Source organism: Arthrobacter citreus, from assembly GCF_038405225.1.
Taxonomy (GTDB): domain Bacteria; phylum Actinomycetota; class Actinomycetes; order Actinomycetales; family Micrococcaceae; genus Arthrobacter_B; species Arthrobacter_B citreus_A.
Genome location: NZ_CP151657.1, coordinates 2950549 through 2965661, shown reverse-complemented (window position 1 = coordinate 2965661; position 15113 = coordinate 2950549). Strand labels below are relative to the sequence as shown.

At 57.3% G+C, this 15113-nt stretch carries 3 protein-coding genes and 5 rRNA genes; all 8 read left to right on the top strand.

The genetic code is table 11. The annotated features are described in order from the left end of the window. The first annotated feature begins 496 nt into the window (after nucleotides 1–496). The 8 genes from AAE021_RS13650 to AAE021_RS13615 all read left to right on the top strand — a co-directional run bounded on the left by AAE021_RS13650 (nucleotide 497) and on the right by AAE021_RS13615 (nucleotide 15095). Nucleotides 497–3661 (top strand): 23S ribosomal RNA (locus AAE021_RS13650). Nucleotides 3662–3950: 289 nt separating this feature from the next. Further along, nucleotides 3951–4067, top strand: a 5S ribosomal RNA gene (rrf, locus tag AAE021_RS13645). 388 nt (nucleotides 4068–4455) lie between these two features. After that, nucleotides 4456–6510, top strand: a complete 2055-nt coding sequence (locus AAE021_RS13640) for a thioester domain-containing protein (protein ID WP_342022878.1) — start codon at nucleotides 4456–4458, stop codon at nucleotides 6508–6510. Nucleotides 6511–7277: 767 nt separating this feature from the next. Beyond that, nucleotides 7278–8805, top strand: a 16S ribosomal RNA gene (locus AAE021_RS13635). 539 nt (nucleotides 8806–9344) lie between these two features. After that, nucleotides 9345–12509 (top strand): 23S ribosomal RNA (locus AAE021_RS13630). A gap of 275 nt (nucleotides 12510–12784) precedes the next feature. Then, nucleotides 12785–12901, top strand: a 5S ribosomal RNA gene (rrf, locus tag AAE021_RS13625). The 16S, 23S and 5S rRNA genes sit together here, the layout of an rRNA operon. A 325-nt stretch (nucleotides 12902–13226) precedes the next feature. Further along, nucleotides 13227–13712, top strand: coding sequence for a hypothetical protein (locus tag AAE021_RS13620; RefSeq protein ID WP_342022877.1), 486 nt, complete (start codon nucleotides 13227–13229; stop codon nucleotides 13710–13712). 9 nt (nucleotides 13713–13721) lie between these two features. Next, complete coding sequence (locus tag AAE021_RS13615; RefSeq protein ID WP_425362402.1) at nucleotides 13722–15095, top strand: FAD-binding oxidoreductase; 1374 nt, start codon at nucleotides 13722–13724, stop codon at nucleotides 15093–15095. Nucleotides 15096–15113 lie beyond the last annotated feature (18 nt).

Here is a 15113-nt window from a genome sequence, read left to right as displayed (position 1 = left end):
ATGCGGTCTTTGCAGGAGATGCCCATATCGTAAGACATTTGTTCTTCGGTGGGTGCTCAAGGGTGGAATATCAATGAGCAGGTGCCCGGCGTTGAGCCTGGCAGCATGAGTACGCCGTGTACGTTCCCACTTGTGGGGATGGTTGTGGTTGGAAAGAGCTGCCGGTGCCTCGAGTACCGGGTTTTACCGTTTGGCACACTGTTGGGTCCTGAGACAACAGGACCGTATGAACTGACAGCCGTTTGGTTGGAGGTGGCACGGGTACCGTGTTGTTTCTGATTGTTCCTGCGCAGACCTAAGACTTCCACGGTGAATACGTGGTGGTGGCGGGGTGTGACGGGGTTGTTGTTTGAGAACTACATAGTGGACGCGAGCATCTTAAAATTATTAAGTGCAATTTCAGATAAACCTGGTGATCCGGGGATGTGCCCTTGATGGGTGTGTTTCCGGTGTTGTCATGGTTTTCTCGATAGCGATAATATTTATTGATCTTTGTGGTCAAGTTTTTAAGGGCACACGGTGGATGCCTTGGCATCAGGAGCCGAAGAAGGACGTAGGAATCTGCGATAAGCCTGGGGGAGTTGATAACCGAGCGTTGATCCCAGGATGTCCGAATGGGGAAACCCCGCCCGGCGCGCGAGTGACCGGGTGACCCGCATCTGAACACATAGGGTGCGTGGAGGGAACGTGGGGAAGTGAAACATCTCAGTACCCACAGGAAGAGAAAACAACAGTGATTCCGTTAGTAGTGGCGAGCGAACGCGGAAGAGGCTAAACCAGTGGTGTGTGATAGCCGGCGGGCGTTGCATCACTGGGGTTGCGGGACTTTCCGTACCAGTTCTGCCGGATTGGTGAAGTGAGTGCAGGTGCATAGGTGAACCGGTTTGAAAGCCGGGCCGTAGAGGGTGTTAGCCCCGTAACCGGAATGTATGCTGCCGCTTGGAGAGGATCCCAAGTAGCACGGGGCCCGAGAAATCCCGTGCGAATCTGCCAGGACCACCTGGTAAGCCTAAATACTCCCTGATGACCGATAGCGGACAAGTACCGTGAGGGAAAGGTGAAAAGTACCCCGGGAGGGGAGTGAAACAGTACCTGAAACCGTGTGCCTACAATCCGTTGGAGCAGGGCGATGCCACTTGTGGTGTTGTGCTTGTGACAGCGTGCCTTTTGAAGAATGAGCCTGCGAGTTAGTGTTACGTCGCGAGGTTAACCCGTGAGGGGAAGCCGTAGCGAAAGCGAGTCTGAACAGGGCGATGCAGTGGCGTGATCTAGACCCGAAGCGGAGTGATCTACCCATGGCCAGGTTGAAGCGCGTGTAAGAGCGCGTGGAGGACCGAACCCACTTCAGTTGAAAATGGAGGGGATGAGCTGTGGGTAGGGGTGAAAGGCCAATCAAACTCCGTGATAGCTGGTTCTCCCCGAAATGCATTTAGGTGCAGCGTTGCGTGTTTCTTACCGGAGGTAGAGCTACTGGATGGCTAATGGGCCCTACAAGGTTACTGACGTCAGCCAAACTCCGAATGCCGGTAAGTGAGAGCGCAGCAGTGAGACTGTGGGGGATAAGCTTCATAGTCGAGAGGGAAACAGCCCAGACCACCAACTAAGGCCCCTAAGCGTGTGCTAAGTGGGAAAGGATGTGGAGTTGCGAAGACAACCAGGAGGTTGGCTTAGAAGCAGCCATCCTTGAAAGAGTGCGTAATAGCTCACTGGTCAAGTGATTCCGCGCCGACAATGTAGCGGGGCTCAAGTACACCGCCGAAGTTGTGGCATTCAAATATTAGCCAAGCGGATGGTTTATCCATTTTCGTTCAAGCGTTTGGATGGGTAGGGGAGCGTCGTGTGGGCAGTGAAGTCGCGGTGTAAACCAGCGGTGGAGCCTACACGAGTGAGAATGCAGGCATGAGTAGCGAAAGACGGGTGAGAAACCCGTCCGCCGAATGATCAAGGGTTCCAGGGTCAAGCTAATCTGCCCTGGGTAAGTCGGGACCTAAGGCGAGGCCGACAGGCGTAGTCGATGGACAACGGGTTGATATTCCCGTACCGGCGAAAAACCGCCAATACTGATCGGGGGACACTAACCGCCCAATACCTGACCGGCCGCCCTTGTGGTGACCCGGTTTTTGGTGGAGCGCGGGACCTGATCCCGGGAGGTAAGCGTATTAACAGGTGTGACGCAGGAAGGTAGCCGGGCCGGGCGATGGTTGTCCTGGTCTAAGGATGTAGGGTCAGCGATAGGTAAATCCGTTGCTGTGTCTTTGATGACGATCCTGAGATCTGACGGGACCCACTTTGGTGGGAATCCGGTGATCCTATGCTGCCTAGAAAAGCATCGGCGCGAGGTTTTAGCCGCCCGTACCCCAAACCGACACAGGTGATCAGGTAGAGAATACTAAGGCGATCGAGAGAATTATGGTTAAGGAACTCGGCAAAATGCCCCCGTAACTTCGGGAGAAGGGGGGCCCCAACCTTGATGGACACAAGCTGTCCGGAGGGGATCGGGGCCGCAGAGACCAGGGGGAAGCGACTGTTTACTAAAAACACAGGTCCGTGCGAAGTCGCAAGACGATGTATACGGACTGACTCCTGCCCGGTGCTGGAAGGTTAAGAGGACCGGTTAGCCCTTTGGGGCGAAGCTGGGAATTTAAGCCCCAGTAAACGGCGGTGGTAACTATAACCATCCTAAGGTAGCGAAATTCCTTGTCGGGTAAGTTCCGACCTGCACGAATGGAGTAACGACTTCCCCGCTGTCTCAACCATAAACTCGGCGAAATTGCAGTACGAGTAAAGATGCTCGTTACGCGCAGCAGGACGGAAAGACCCCGAGACCTTTACTATAGTTTGGTATTGATATTCGGTGTGGCTTGTGTAGGATAGGTGGGAGACTGTGAGACCCGGACGCCAGTTCGGGTGGAGTCATCGTTGAAATACCACTCTGGTCATACTGGATATCTAACTTCGGCCCGTAATCCGGGTCAGGGACAGTGCCTGATGGGTAGTTTAACTGGGGCGGTTGCCTCCTAAAGAGTAACGGAGGCGCCCAAAGGTTCCCTCAGCCTGGTTGGCAATCAGGTGGCGAGTGTAAGTGCACAAGGGAGCTTGACTGTGAGAGAGACATCTCGAGCAGGGACGAAAGTCGGGACTAGTGATCCGGCGGTACATTGTGGAATGGCCGTCGCTCAACGGATAAAAGGTACCTCGGGGATAACAGGCTGATCTTGCCCAAGAGTCCATATCGACGGCATGGTTTGGCACCTCGATGTCGGCTCGTCGCATCCTGGGGCTGGAGTAGGTCCCAAGGGTTGGGCTGTTCGCCCATTAAAGCGGTACGCGAGCTGGGTTTAGAACGTCGTGAGACAGTTCGGTCCCTATCCGCTGCGCGCGCAGGAAATTTGAGAAGGGCTGTCCTTAGTACGAGAGGACCGGGACGGACGAACCTCTGGTGTGTCAGTTGTACTGCCAAGTGCACCGCTGATTAGCTACGTTCGGATGGGATAACCGCTGAAAGCATCTAAGCGGGAAGCCCGCTTCGAGATGAGATTTCCATACACCTTGTGTGTGAGAGGCCCCCAGCCAGACCACTGGGTTGATAGGCCGGATGTGGAAGCGGGGACTAAAGACCCGTGAAGCTGACCGGTACTAATAGGCCGATAACTTACACCACACCACAATCTGGGCAGGAAACGACTTCAAACGTTCCCGCCAAATAAGGGTTGTGTTAGATCATGTGCTGCTTGCGTCCACTATGTGGTTCCCGGATAACAAACCCGTGTGGTTTGTCACTCCTGGAACCGGCACCACCACACCCTCATGAGTTCTGGTGTGTCGTATAATTACAGTTATAACTTCGCTATAGAACACTCAATGTTGTTATTGGTTTTGTGTGTTTTGTTGTGACCATTGTTTTCCCCTCACCCGAGGTTTGTTTGTTGGGGTGGTGTGGGTGGAAGGGTTACGGCGGTCATAGCGTGGGGGAAACGCCCGGTCCCATTCCGAACCCGGAAGCTAAGACCCACAGCGCCGATGGTACTGCATCCGGGAGGATGTGGGAGAGTAGGTCACCGCCGGACAAATTCTGGCAGAGAGGTTGAGGTCCGCACCAGTGATGGTGCGGACCTCAACTGTTTAACATCCCAAGTGTGTAAGGCCCCGCCTGTTGGCGGGGCCTTACCTGTTTAATCCCCCTGCACATGGCCCTGTCCTGGCGCCGGGGAGCGCAATAGCTGACCGCGCTCCGCCGTCGTGCGCCAGACAAATTGTCGAGCACAGCTGAATTGTCAAGCCCACCTCACGGGTCACCCGTTTAACATCAGTAGCAGCAGATGATTCCTGACCTTCCCTTCTCACACGTTTCCCAACCCGGTAGCCTCGCTGCTTACGGAGCCTGTGGCGTTACCCGCCCAAATTTGGCTCTGGCGATGTTGAAACGGGCCAAGTTGAAAGCGGGAAGCTATGAGCGTGCTTCAGAAAGCCGGCGGTGTGCCGGGGGATAGCCGTTGGACCAGGAAGGCCGGAGGCACGGGACTGGGAATCTTTGCCGTGCTGTGCCTGCTGATGCAGCTTGCGTCACCGGCGCAGGCTGTATTCCAGGAGGGTCCGGCGCCCGGCGAAGAGGTCCCTCTGGACGTAGTTGAAATCACGATGACGGGTACAGGGCCCGGCACAGCGGTGACGGGCGGGCTCCCGCCGGTCGGAACGGCCTTCGATCCAACGACGGGGTACCCGGGCGATGTTCCCGCTGGATATGAAGCAGCCAACGAACCCTTTGCCGGCATCATCACCACGGTGGATCAAGCCGGAAACACCCAGCAGATGTACTGCATCGATATTCGCACGGCCACCTATGCGGGCCTGGGGTACGAGAACGGCTCCTGGGATGAATCGAACGTCCCCAACATCGGATACGTAAACCGGGTCTTGAACAGCTATTTCCCGGATCAGCCAGGCCTTCCCCCGGCCGACAATGACAACATCCGCGCTGCAGCGGTGCAAGCAGCTGTTTGGTTCTTCAGCGACGGTTACGTGCTCCAGGATACCGACCCCATTCGCCCGCTGACCGCCCAGATTGTTGCAGATGTCCTCGCCGCCGGACCGCTTACCGAGCCGCCGGCACCGGATGTGAGCATTACTCCCCCGGTGGCCTCCGGTCCGGTCGACGGCCCCACCGGTCCTTTCACCGTGGCAGCAGGGAACGAAGCGACTCTCACCGTTACAGTGCCGGATGGTTTCACCCTCTATACCGACCCGGCGGGGACTGTCCCGCTGCCGGACGACACCCCCGTGGCTTCAGGTACCCAGCTTTGGGTGCGCAGTGATGCCCAAACAACGGCACCGGCAGTGATCACTGCTGAGGCGGTGGTTCCCGTTGAGACCGGCAACGTGTATCTCTATGCCGGAAACAACCCTTCGGTGACCGCCGCGCAAAAGCTCATCCTTGCCGCCAGCACCTCGATCAGCTCCACTGCGCAGGCAACAGCGGAATTTTTCCAAGCCGGGGTGCTGACGGTCAACAAGACGTTTGCCGGTGATGCCGTAGGGCAGCAGGGCGCCATCGTCCTCAACGTTGATTGCGGACCGGGGTTTGTTTTCCAGGCAACCATCGACGCCGGCAGTACTGAGGATCAGAGTGCCACCTTCGCAGGCATCCCGCTGGGGAGCACTTGTACTGTAACCGAACCGGAAACCGGATCAACCACTGCTGTGGAAGTGGTGTCGACCGCACCCCAAGAAGTCGTGATCGAAGCAAACTCAGCCGTCACCGTCAGCAACACCGTGAGCTTCCGGCCTGGCGCGCTCAACGTCACCAAGACGATCACGGGGAATGCGGCAGGCCTGCAGTCGGAGATCGTCCTCGATGTCGTCTGCGGAACTGTCCTGGACACCAGCGTTGTCATTCCCGCAGGAACTGCAGTCGGCCCCTACGGGCAAACCTTCACTGACATTCCGGCAGGCACGGAGTGCACAGTAACGGAATCAAGCACGGGCGCGACGTCGGAAGTTACCGTCGACACTGGAGATCCCGTCACTGTGGTGATCGAGCCGGGCGCAACGGTGAGCGCGGGCCTGACCAATACGGTGCAGTATGCAAACGGATCGCTTAAGGTGACAAAGGTCGTGGCCGGAAACGGCGCCGGCCAGCAGTCCGCGTCGGTTCTGAATGTGGTGTGCGGAAACGAGCTTGAGCAAGTGGTCCGGATCCCGGCTGAAACCCTCCCGGGGGAGTATGTCCAGGTCTTCGACGGTATCCCCGCCGGAACCGAGTGCACTGTCACTGAGCCAACGTCAGGGGAGAACGGCAAGGTTACTGTCGAGACGGTGCTTCCCTACAGTGTTGTGATTGTCTCGGGCGAGACGGTCGGGGCGACGGTGACCAACACCTATGCGGTCCTGGGGAAGGACACGCTGGCCAAGACGGGGGCAAATGGCACTGCTCAGATATCCCTGGCTGGGGCAGGAGCACTGTTGATCGGTTCGCTCTTGGTCGCCGGGGCAACACGACGGAGGAAGGCATAGCTCTTGCCCACTGCGGTACGGAAATCTCAGCGCCGCCCGGCGGCTGGATGACCTGCCGGCGGCTGGCCAGACGCTGATTGTTTGACGGCCAGCATATGAAGCCTTCGAACCAGTGGTGCTGCTGTGGGTAGCTTTCCCGTCCGGGGAGCTGCCCACAGTTGCATATACAGCCGTAAGAGTCCTTGGCAGTGTCCGAAAAAGCCTGAACGTGCAACAAAATAATGCGCCGAAAGGGGCGGCGGAGGCGCCAGCCGAGGTGTTTTAGGGACCCCCGTCACAGGTGCAGCAACCGATTTGCGGCGGGGTGCAAACCTGTGTAAAGTCTTCTAAGTCGCCGCGGCAGGGAGTTGAAAAACATCCCCGGCAGGGCGGCCAAACCCCACCAAAAACATCCTGATGATCCATCCTGCGCCTTACCGCCCGGGACACGGAAAACCGGGGCTTTTGCGCGGGTCCATCCAGCCGAATGCAGCACTAACCGGGAATTATCCCGAATTGCTAAAACCGGCCGGATGAAATAGAATAAAGAAACACTGCAGCGAAGAGAAAAGAAAAACAAACCATTGTTTTTCCGAGTATTTCGGATGCATCTGTTGTTTGAGAACTCAATAGTGTGCCAAGTTTATTGATACCAGTTATTTTAATTGGTTGAACTGGCTGTCACCGCCCACCCCGTGGGTATGGGACGGCTTTTTTAGCTGGTTTCGAATTTAGTGCAGGACCGTGCAGCCAATTTTCCTTGGCTCCGGCCCTGTGTCTGTAACACATTTACGGAGAGTTTGATCCTGGCTCAGGATGAACGCTGGCGGCGTGCTTAACACATGCAAGTCGAACGATGACTTTTGTGCTTGCACAAAATGATTAGTGGCGAACGGGTGAGTAACACGTGAGTAACCTGCCCTTAACTTCGGGATAAGCCTGGGAAACCGGGTCTAATACCGGATACGACGGACCACCGCATGGCGGTCCGTGGAAAGCTTGATGCGGTTTTGGATGGACTCGCGGCCTATCAGCTAGTTGGTTGGGGTAATGGCCCACCAAGGCGACGACGGGTAGCCGGCCTGAGAGGGTGACCGGCCACACTGGGACTGAGACACGGCCCAGACTCCTACGGGAGGCAGCAGTGGGGAATATTGCACAATGGGCGAAAGCCTGATGCAGCGACGCCGCGTGAGGGACGAAGGCCTTCGGGTTGTAAACCTCTTTCAGCAGGGAAGAAGCGAAAGTGACGGTACCTGCAGAAGAAGCGCCGGCTAACTACGTGCCAGCAGCCGCGGTAATACGTAGGGCGCAAGCGTTATCCGGAATTATTGGGCGTAAAGAGCTCGTAGGCGGTTTGTCGCGTCTGCTGTGAAAGCCCGGGGCTCAACCCCGGGTCTGCAGTGGGTACGGGCAGACTAGAGTGCAGTAGGGGAGACTGGAATTCCTGGTGTAGCGGTGAAATGCGCAGATATCAGGAGGAACACCGATGGCGAAGGCAGGTCTCTGGGCTGTAACTGACGCTGAGGAGCGAAAGCATGGGGAGCGAACAGGATTAGATACCCTGGTAGTCCATGCCGTAAACGTTGGGCACTAGGTGTGGGGGACATTCCACGTTTTCCGCGCCGTAGCTAACGCATTAAGTGCCCCGCCTGGGGAGTACGGCCGCAAGGCTAAAACTCAAAGGAATTGACGGGGGCCCGCACAAGCGGCGGAGCATGCGGATTAATTCGATGCAACGCGAAGAACCTTACCAAGGCTTGACATGAACCGGAAAGGCCTGGAAACAGGTCCCCCACTTGTGGCCGGTTTACAGGTGGTGCATGGTTGTCGTCAGCTCGTGTCGTGAGATGTTGGGTTAAGTCCCGCAACGAGCGCAACCCTCGTTCTATGTTGCCAGCGCGTGATGGCGGGGACTCATAGGAGACTGCCGGGGTCAACTCGGAGGAAGGTGGGGACGACGTCAAATCATCATGCCCCTTATGTCTTGGGCTTCACGCATGCTACAATGGCCGGTACAAAGGGTTGCGATACTGTGAGGTGGAGCTAATCCCAAAAAGCCGGTCTCAGTTCGGATTGAGGTCTGCAACTCGACCTCATGAAGTTGGAGTCGCTAGTAATCGCAGATCAGCAACGCTGCGGTGAATACGTTCCCGGGCCTTGTACACACCGCCCGTCAAGTCACGAAAGTTGGTAACACCCGAAGCCGGTGGCCTAACCCCTTGTGGGAGGGAGCCGTCGAAGGTGGGACCGGCGATTGGGACTAAGTCGTAACAAGGTAGCCGTACCGGAAGGTGCGGCTGGATCACCTCCTTTCTAAGGAGCACCTCAAGGATTTTGTGTCCTTCCACAGTGTTGGATGCGGTCTTTGCAGGAGATGCCCATATCGTAAGACATTTGTTCTTCGGTGGGTGCTCAAGGGTGGAATATCAATGAGCAGGTGCCCGGCGTTGAGCCTGGCAGCATGAGTACGCCGTGTACGTTCCCACTTGTGGGGATGGTTGTGGTTGGAAAGAGCTGCCGGTGCCTCGAGTACCGGGTTTTACCGTTTGGCACACTGTTGGGTCCTGAGACAACAGGACCGTATGAACTGACAGCCGTTTGGTTGGAGGTGGCACGGGTACCGTGTTGTTTCTGATTGTTCCTGCGCAGACCTAAGACTTCCACGGTGAATACGTGGTGGTGGCGGGGTGTGACGGGGTTGTTGTTTGAGAACTACATAGTGGACGCGAGCATCTTAAAATTATTAAGTGCAATTTCAGATAAACCTGGTGATCCGGGGATGTGCCCTTGATGGGTGTGTTTCCGGTGTTGTCATGGTTTTCTCGATAGCGATAATATTTATTGATCTTTGTGGTCAAGTTTTTAAGGGCACACGGTGGATGCCTTGGCATCAGGAGCCGAAGAAGGACGTAGGAATCTGCGATAAGCCTGGGGGAGTTGATAACCGAGCGTTGATCCCAGGATGTCCGAATGGGGAAACCCCGCCCGGCGCGCGAGTGACCGGGTGACCCGCATCTGAACACATAGGGTGCGTGGAGGGAACGTGGGGAAGTGAAACATCTCAGTACCCACAGGAAGAGAAAACAACAGTGATTCCGTTAGTAGTGGCGAGCGAACGCGGAAGAGGCTAAACCAGTGGTGTGTGATAGCCGGCGGGCGTTGCATCACTGGGGTTGCGGGACTTTCCGTACCAGTTCTGCCGGATTGGTGAAGTGAGTGCAGGTGCATAGGTGAACCGGTTTGAAAGCCGGGCCGTAGAGGGTGTTAGCCCCGTAACCGGAATGTATGCTGCCGCTTGGAGAGGATCCCAAGTAGCACGGGGCCCGAGAAATCCCGTGCGAATCTGCCAGGACCACCTGGTAAGCCTAAATACTCCCTGATGACCGATAGCGGACAAGTACCGTGAGGGAAAGGTGAAAAGTACCCCGGGAGGGGAGTGAAACAGTACCTGAAACCGTGTGCCTACAATCCGTTGGAGCAGGGCGATGCCACTTGTGGTGTTGTGCTTGTGACAGCGTGCCTTTTGAAGAATGAGCCTGCGAGTTAGTGTTACGTCGCGAGGTTAACCCGTGAGGGGAAGCCGTAGCGAAAGCGAGTCTGAACAGGGCGATGCAGTGGCGTGATCTAGACCCGAAGCGGAGTGATCTACCCATGGCCAGGTTGAAGCGCGTGTAAGAGCGCGTGGAGGACCGAACCCACTTCAGTTGAAAATGGAGGGGATGAGCTGTGGGTAGGGGTGAAAGGCCAATCAAACTCCGTGATAGCTGGTTCTCCCCGAAATGCATTTAGGTGCAGCGTTGCGTGTTTCTTACCGGAGGTAGAGCTACTGGATGGCTAATGGGCCCTACAAGGTTACTGACGTCAGCCAAACTCCGAATGCCGGTAAGTGAGAGCGCAGCAGTGAGACTGTGGGGGATAAGCTTCATAGTCGAGAGGGAAACAGCCCAGACCACCAACTAAGGCCCCTAAGCGTGTGCTAAGTGGGAAAGGATGTGGAGTTGCGAAGACAACCAGGAGGTTGGCTTAGAAGCAGCCATCCTTGAAAGAGTGCGTAATAGCTCACTGGTCAAGTGATTCCGCGCCGACAATGTAGCGGGGCTCAAGTACACCGCCGAAGTTGTGGCATTCAAATATTAGCCAAGCGGATGGTTTATCCATTTTCGTTCAAGCGTTTGGATGGGTAGGGGAGCGTCGTGTGGGCAGTGAAGTCGCGGTGTAAACCAGCGGTGGAGCCTACACGAGTGAGAATGCAGGCATGAGTAGCGAAAGACGGGTGAGAAACCCGTCCGCCGAATGATCAAGGGTTCCAGGGTCAAGCTAATCTGCCCTGGGTAAGTCGGGACCTAAGGCGAGGCCGACAGGCGTAGTCGATGGACAACGGGTTGATATTCCCGTACCGGCGAAAAACCGCCAATACTGATCGGGGGACACTAACCGCCCAATACCTGACCGGCCGCCCTTGTGGTGACCCGGTTTTTGGTGGAGCGCGGGACCTGATCCCGGGAGGTAAGCGTATTAACAGGTGTGACGCAGGAAGGTAGCCGGGCCGGGCGATGGTTGTCCTGGTCTAAGGATGTAGGGTCAGCGATAGGTAAATCCGTTGCTGTGTCTTTGATGACGATCCTGAGATCTGACGGGACCCACTTTGGTGGGAATCCGGTGATCCTATGCTGCCTAGAAAAGCATCGGCGCGAGGTTTTAGCCGCCCGTACCCCAAACCGACACAGGTGATCAGGTAGAGAATACTAAGGCGATCGAGAGAATTATGGTTAAGGAACTCGGCAAAATGCCCCCGTAACTTCGGGAGAAGGGGGGCCCCAACCTTGAGGGACACAAGCTGTCCGGAGGGGATCGGGGCCGCAGAGACCAGGGGGAAGCGACTGTTTACTAAAAACACAGGTCCGTGCGAAGTCGCAAGACGATGTATACGGACTGACTCCTGCCCGGTGCTGGAAGGTTAAGAGGACCGGTTAGCCCTTTGGGGCGAAGCTGGGAATTTAAGCCCCAGTAAACGGCGGTGGTAACTATAACCATCCTAAGGTAGCGAAATTCCTTGTCGGGTAAGTTCCGACCTGCACGAATGGAGTAACGACTTCCCCGCTGTCTCAACCATAAACTCGGCGAAATTGCAGTACGAGTAAAGATGCTCGTTACGCGCAGCAGGACGGAAAGACCCCGAGACCTTTACTATAGTTTGGTATTGATATTCGGTGTGGCTTGTGTAGGATAGGTGGGAGACTGTGAGACCCGGACGCCAGTTCGGGTGGAGTCATCGTTGAAATACCACTCTGGTCATACTGGATATCTAACTTCGGCCCGTAATCCGGGTCAGGGACAGTGCCTGATGGGTAGTTTAACTGGGGCGGTTGCCTCCTAAAGAGTAACGGAGGCGCCCAAAGGTTCCCTCAGCCTGGTTGGCAATCAGGTGGCGAGTGTAAGTGCACAAGGGAGCTTGACTGTGAGAGAGACATCTCGAGCAGGGACGAAAGTCGGGACTAGTGATCCGGCGGTACATTGTGGAATGGCCGTCGCTCAACGGATAAAAGGTACCTCGGGGATAACAGGCTGATCTTGCCCAAGAGTCCATATCGACGGCATGGTTTGGCACCTCGATGTCGGCTCGTCGCATCCTGGGGCTGGAGTAGGTCCCAAGGGTTGGGCTGTTCGCCCATTAAAGCGGTACGCGAGCTGGGTTTAGAACGTCGTGAGACAGTTCGGTCCCTATCCGCTGCGCGCGCAGGAAATTTGAGAAGGGCTGTCCTTAGTACGAGAGGACCGGGACGGACGAACCTCTGGTGTGTCAGTTGTACTGCCAAGTGCACCGCTGATTAGCTACGTTCGGATGGGATAACCGCTGAAAGCATCTAAGCGGGAAGCCCGCTTCGAGATGAGATTTCCATACACCTTGTGTGTGAGAGGCCCCCAGCCAGACCACTGGGTTGATAGGCCGGATGTGGAAGCGGGGACTAAAGACCCGTGAAGCTGACCGGTACTAATAGGCCGATAACTTACACCACACCACAATCTGGGCAGGAAACGACTTCAAACGTTCCCGCCAAATAAGGGTTGTGTTAGATCATGTGCTGCTTGCGTCCACTATGTGGTTCCCGGATAACAAACCCGTGTGGTTTGTCACTCCTGGAACCGGCACCACCACACCCTCATGAGTTCTGGTGTGCCGTATAATTACAGTTATATATTGCATCGAAACACTGCGCGTGTTTCTTGTTGTGACCATTGTTTTCCCCTCACCCTGAGGTTTGTTTGTTTGGGGTGGTGTGGGTGGAAGGGTTACGGCGGTCATAGCGTGGGGGAAACGCCCGGTCCCATTCCGAACCCGGAAGCTAAGACCCACAGCGCCGATGGTACTGCATCCGGGAGGATGTGGGAGAGTAGGTCACCGCCGGACAATATTTCGGTTGAGAGAGTAAGGCCCGCACCGGTTGGTGCGGGCCTTACTTGTTTAACACCCCCGTTTTTCTTCCCCGTTCCACCTTTGGGGTCCCTCTTTCTTTTGCCGAGATGGCGGTAAGTGCTCTTCCCGGGGCTGGGAACAGCACTTACTGCCATCTCGCGTGGAGGAGAGGAGAGGAGTGGAGGAGAGGAGTGGAGGAGAGGAGTGGAGGAGTGGAGGAGAGGAGTGGAGGAGAGGAGGGAAGGTGGGGAGGCGGGGAGGGGAGAGCGGGAGCGGGAAGGAAGGGGAGCCGGGGAAAGGTTCCGGCTAGGGTTGAACGATGAACTCATCCCTGTTTTCCCACGCCGAGCAGCCCGAACCTGCGAAGGAACCGGCCGCAGTGCAGGACATCATCCTTGAACGTGACGTCCCGCGCGAACTGCACGAAGCATTCAACGGCTTCACCGAGTATCTGCATCTGTGGTGGCCGGAGCAGTACACGGAATTCGGCGAGGGAACCCACCCCGAGTTTGAGGCCGCTTCCCTCACGGAGACGGGTCCGGATGGGCAAACAGCCCTGTGGGCCACGGTAACCAACAGGATCCAGGACTCTGAACTGGTCCTGGAATGGGTGGCAGGGCACAGCCCGCAGACTCCCACGGAAGTCCGGATCACGTTTACCGCGGTAAGCGGCGGCGAAACGAAGATTCAGCTGAGGCACTCAGGTCTTGGCAGTGTTGCCGAAGCGGTGGAGACCCACCTCGGCTTCTCCGCGGCATGGCCCCTGATCCTTGACCGCTACTCACGTTTCATGGGCGCCGGGTAGCATCCCCGTATGACCCCGGAAACACTTATGGACCTTGCACTCTCTTTGCCGAATATCGACGTGGACACTTCGGACGAGGTGCTGGCGGCCTATGCGAGTGACCAGGGGCCCGTCCTGGACATCGCCAGGCCGCTGGCAGTTATCCGGGCAGAGTCGGTAGCCGAAGTTCAACAGGTGCTGCGCTGGGCGTCGCGCACGGGAACTGCGGTGGTACCGAGGGGAGCGGGGACCGGAGTCTCCGGCGGAGCACACGCCACTGCCGGTTGCCTTGTGCTGAGTCTTGAGCGGATGAACCGGATCCTCGAAATCCGCCCGGAGGACGAGATCGCCAGAGTCGAGCCTGGAGTGATCAATGCGGATTTGAGCACTGCGGCCGCTGAATACGGACTGATGTACGCCCCGGACCCGGCCAGCTACCGCATCTCCACGGTGGGCGGCAACGTTGCCACCAACGCCGGCGGGCTGCGCTGCGCAAAATACGGAGTCACACGGGACTCCGTCCTCTCGCTCGACGTCGTGCTGGCGGACGGGACGCTGATCACCACCGGACAGGAAACCTTCAAGGGAGTTGCCGGATACGACCTGACCAGCCTGTTCACCGGATCCGAAGGCACATTGGGCGTCGTCGTGGGAATCACGGTGCGGCTGCGTTACCTGCCGGTCAAGGTGTGCACCCTCGCCGCCTTTTTCCCCAACCTGGCAAGTGCGGCAGCCGGTGTGCTCGCCGTCGGCAGGGCCCGGGTCCAGCCGGCAATCATGGAGCTGCTCGACGGGGAAACGATGAGTGCCCTGGATGCCGCGCACGGTTCCACCCTCCGGAACCGGGGCGACGCGCTGCTGCTGATACAGACAGACGGCTACGGGGCGGACACCGAAGCTGAAGTGGTGGCTTCAGCGCTGGGTGCCCTCGGCGGGACAGTGAGCAGGGAAGGGTCTGCGGAGGCGCTGGAGCTGGTGGACCTGCGCCGGCACAGCCGCGGCGACGCCGTTCACACGGAGCTCCGCGTCGGCGAAGACGTCGCAGTTCCACGGTCCCGGCTTGTCTCCTACATTGAAGAACTGCACCGCATGGCCCGGGACCACCGGGTGCGGCTTAAGGTGGTGGCCCACGCAGGCGACGGAAACCTGCACCCCACCTTTTGGGTGGAGACGGCGGAGGGCAGCGCCGCGGCCCTGAGGCTGGACGCTGCCCTCGATGAATCCATAACCGTGGCCCTTGCCATGGGCGGCACCATCACCGGCGAACACGGAATCGGCCAGTTCAAGCTGCGCTGGCTCGCGCAGGAACAGGGGGAGGAGGTGCGCGGTCTTCAGCGCCGCATCAAGGACGCCTTTGACCCGGCCGGAATCCTCAACCCGGGGAAAGCCATCCTCCCGCGTTAGGCCAGTTACGCCAGCTGG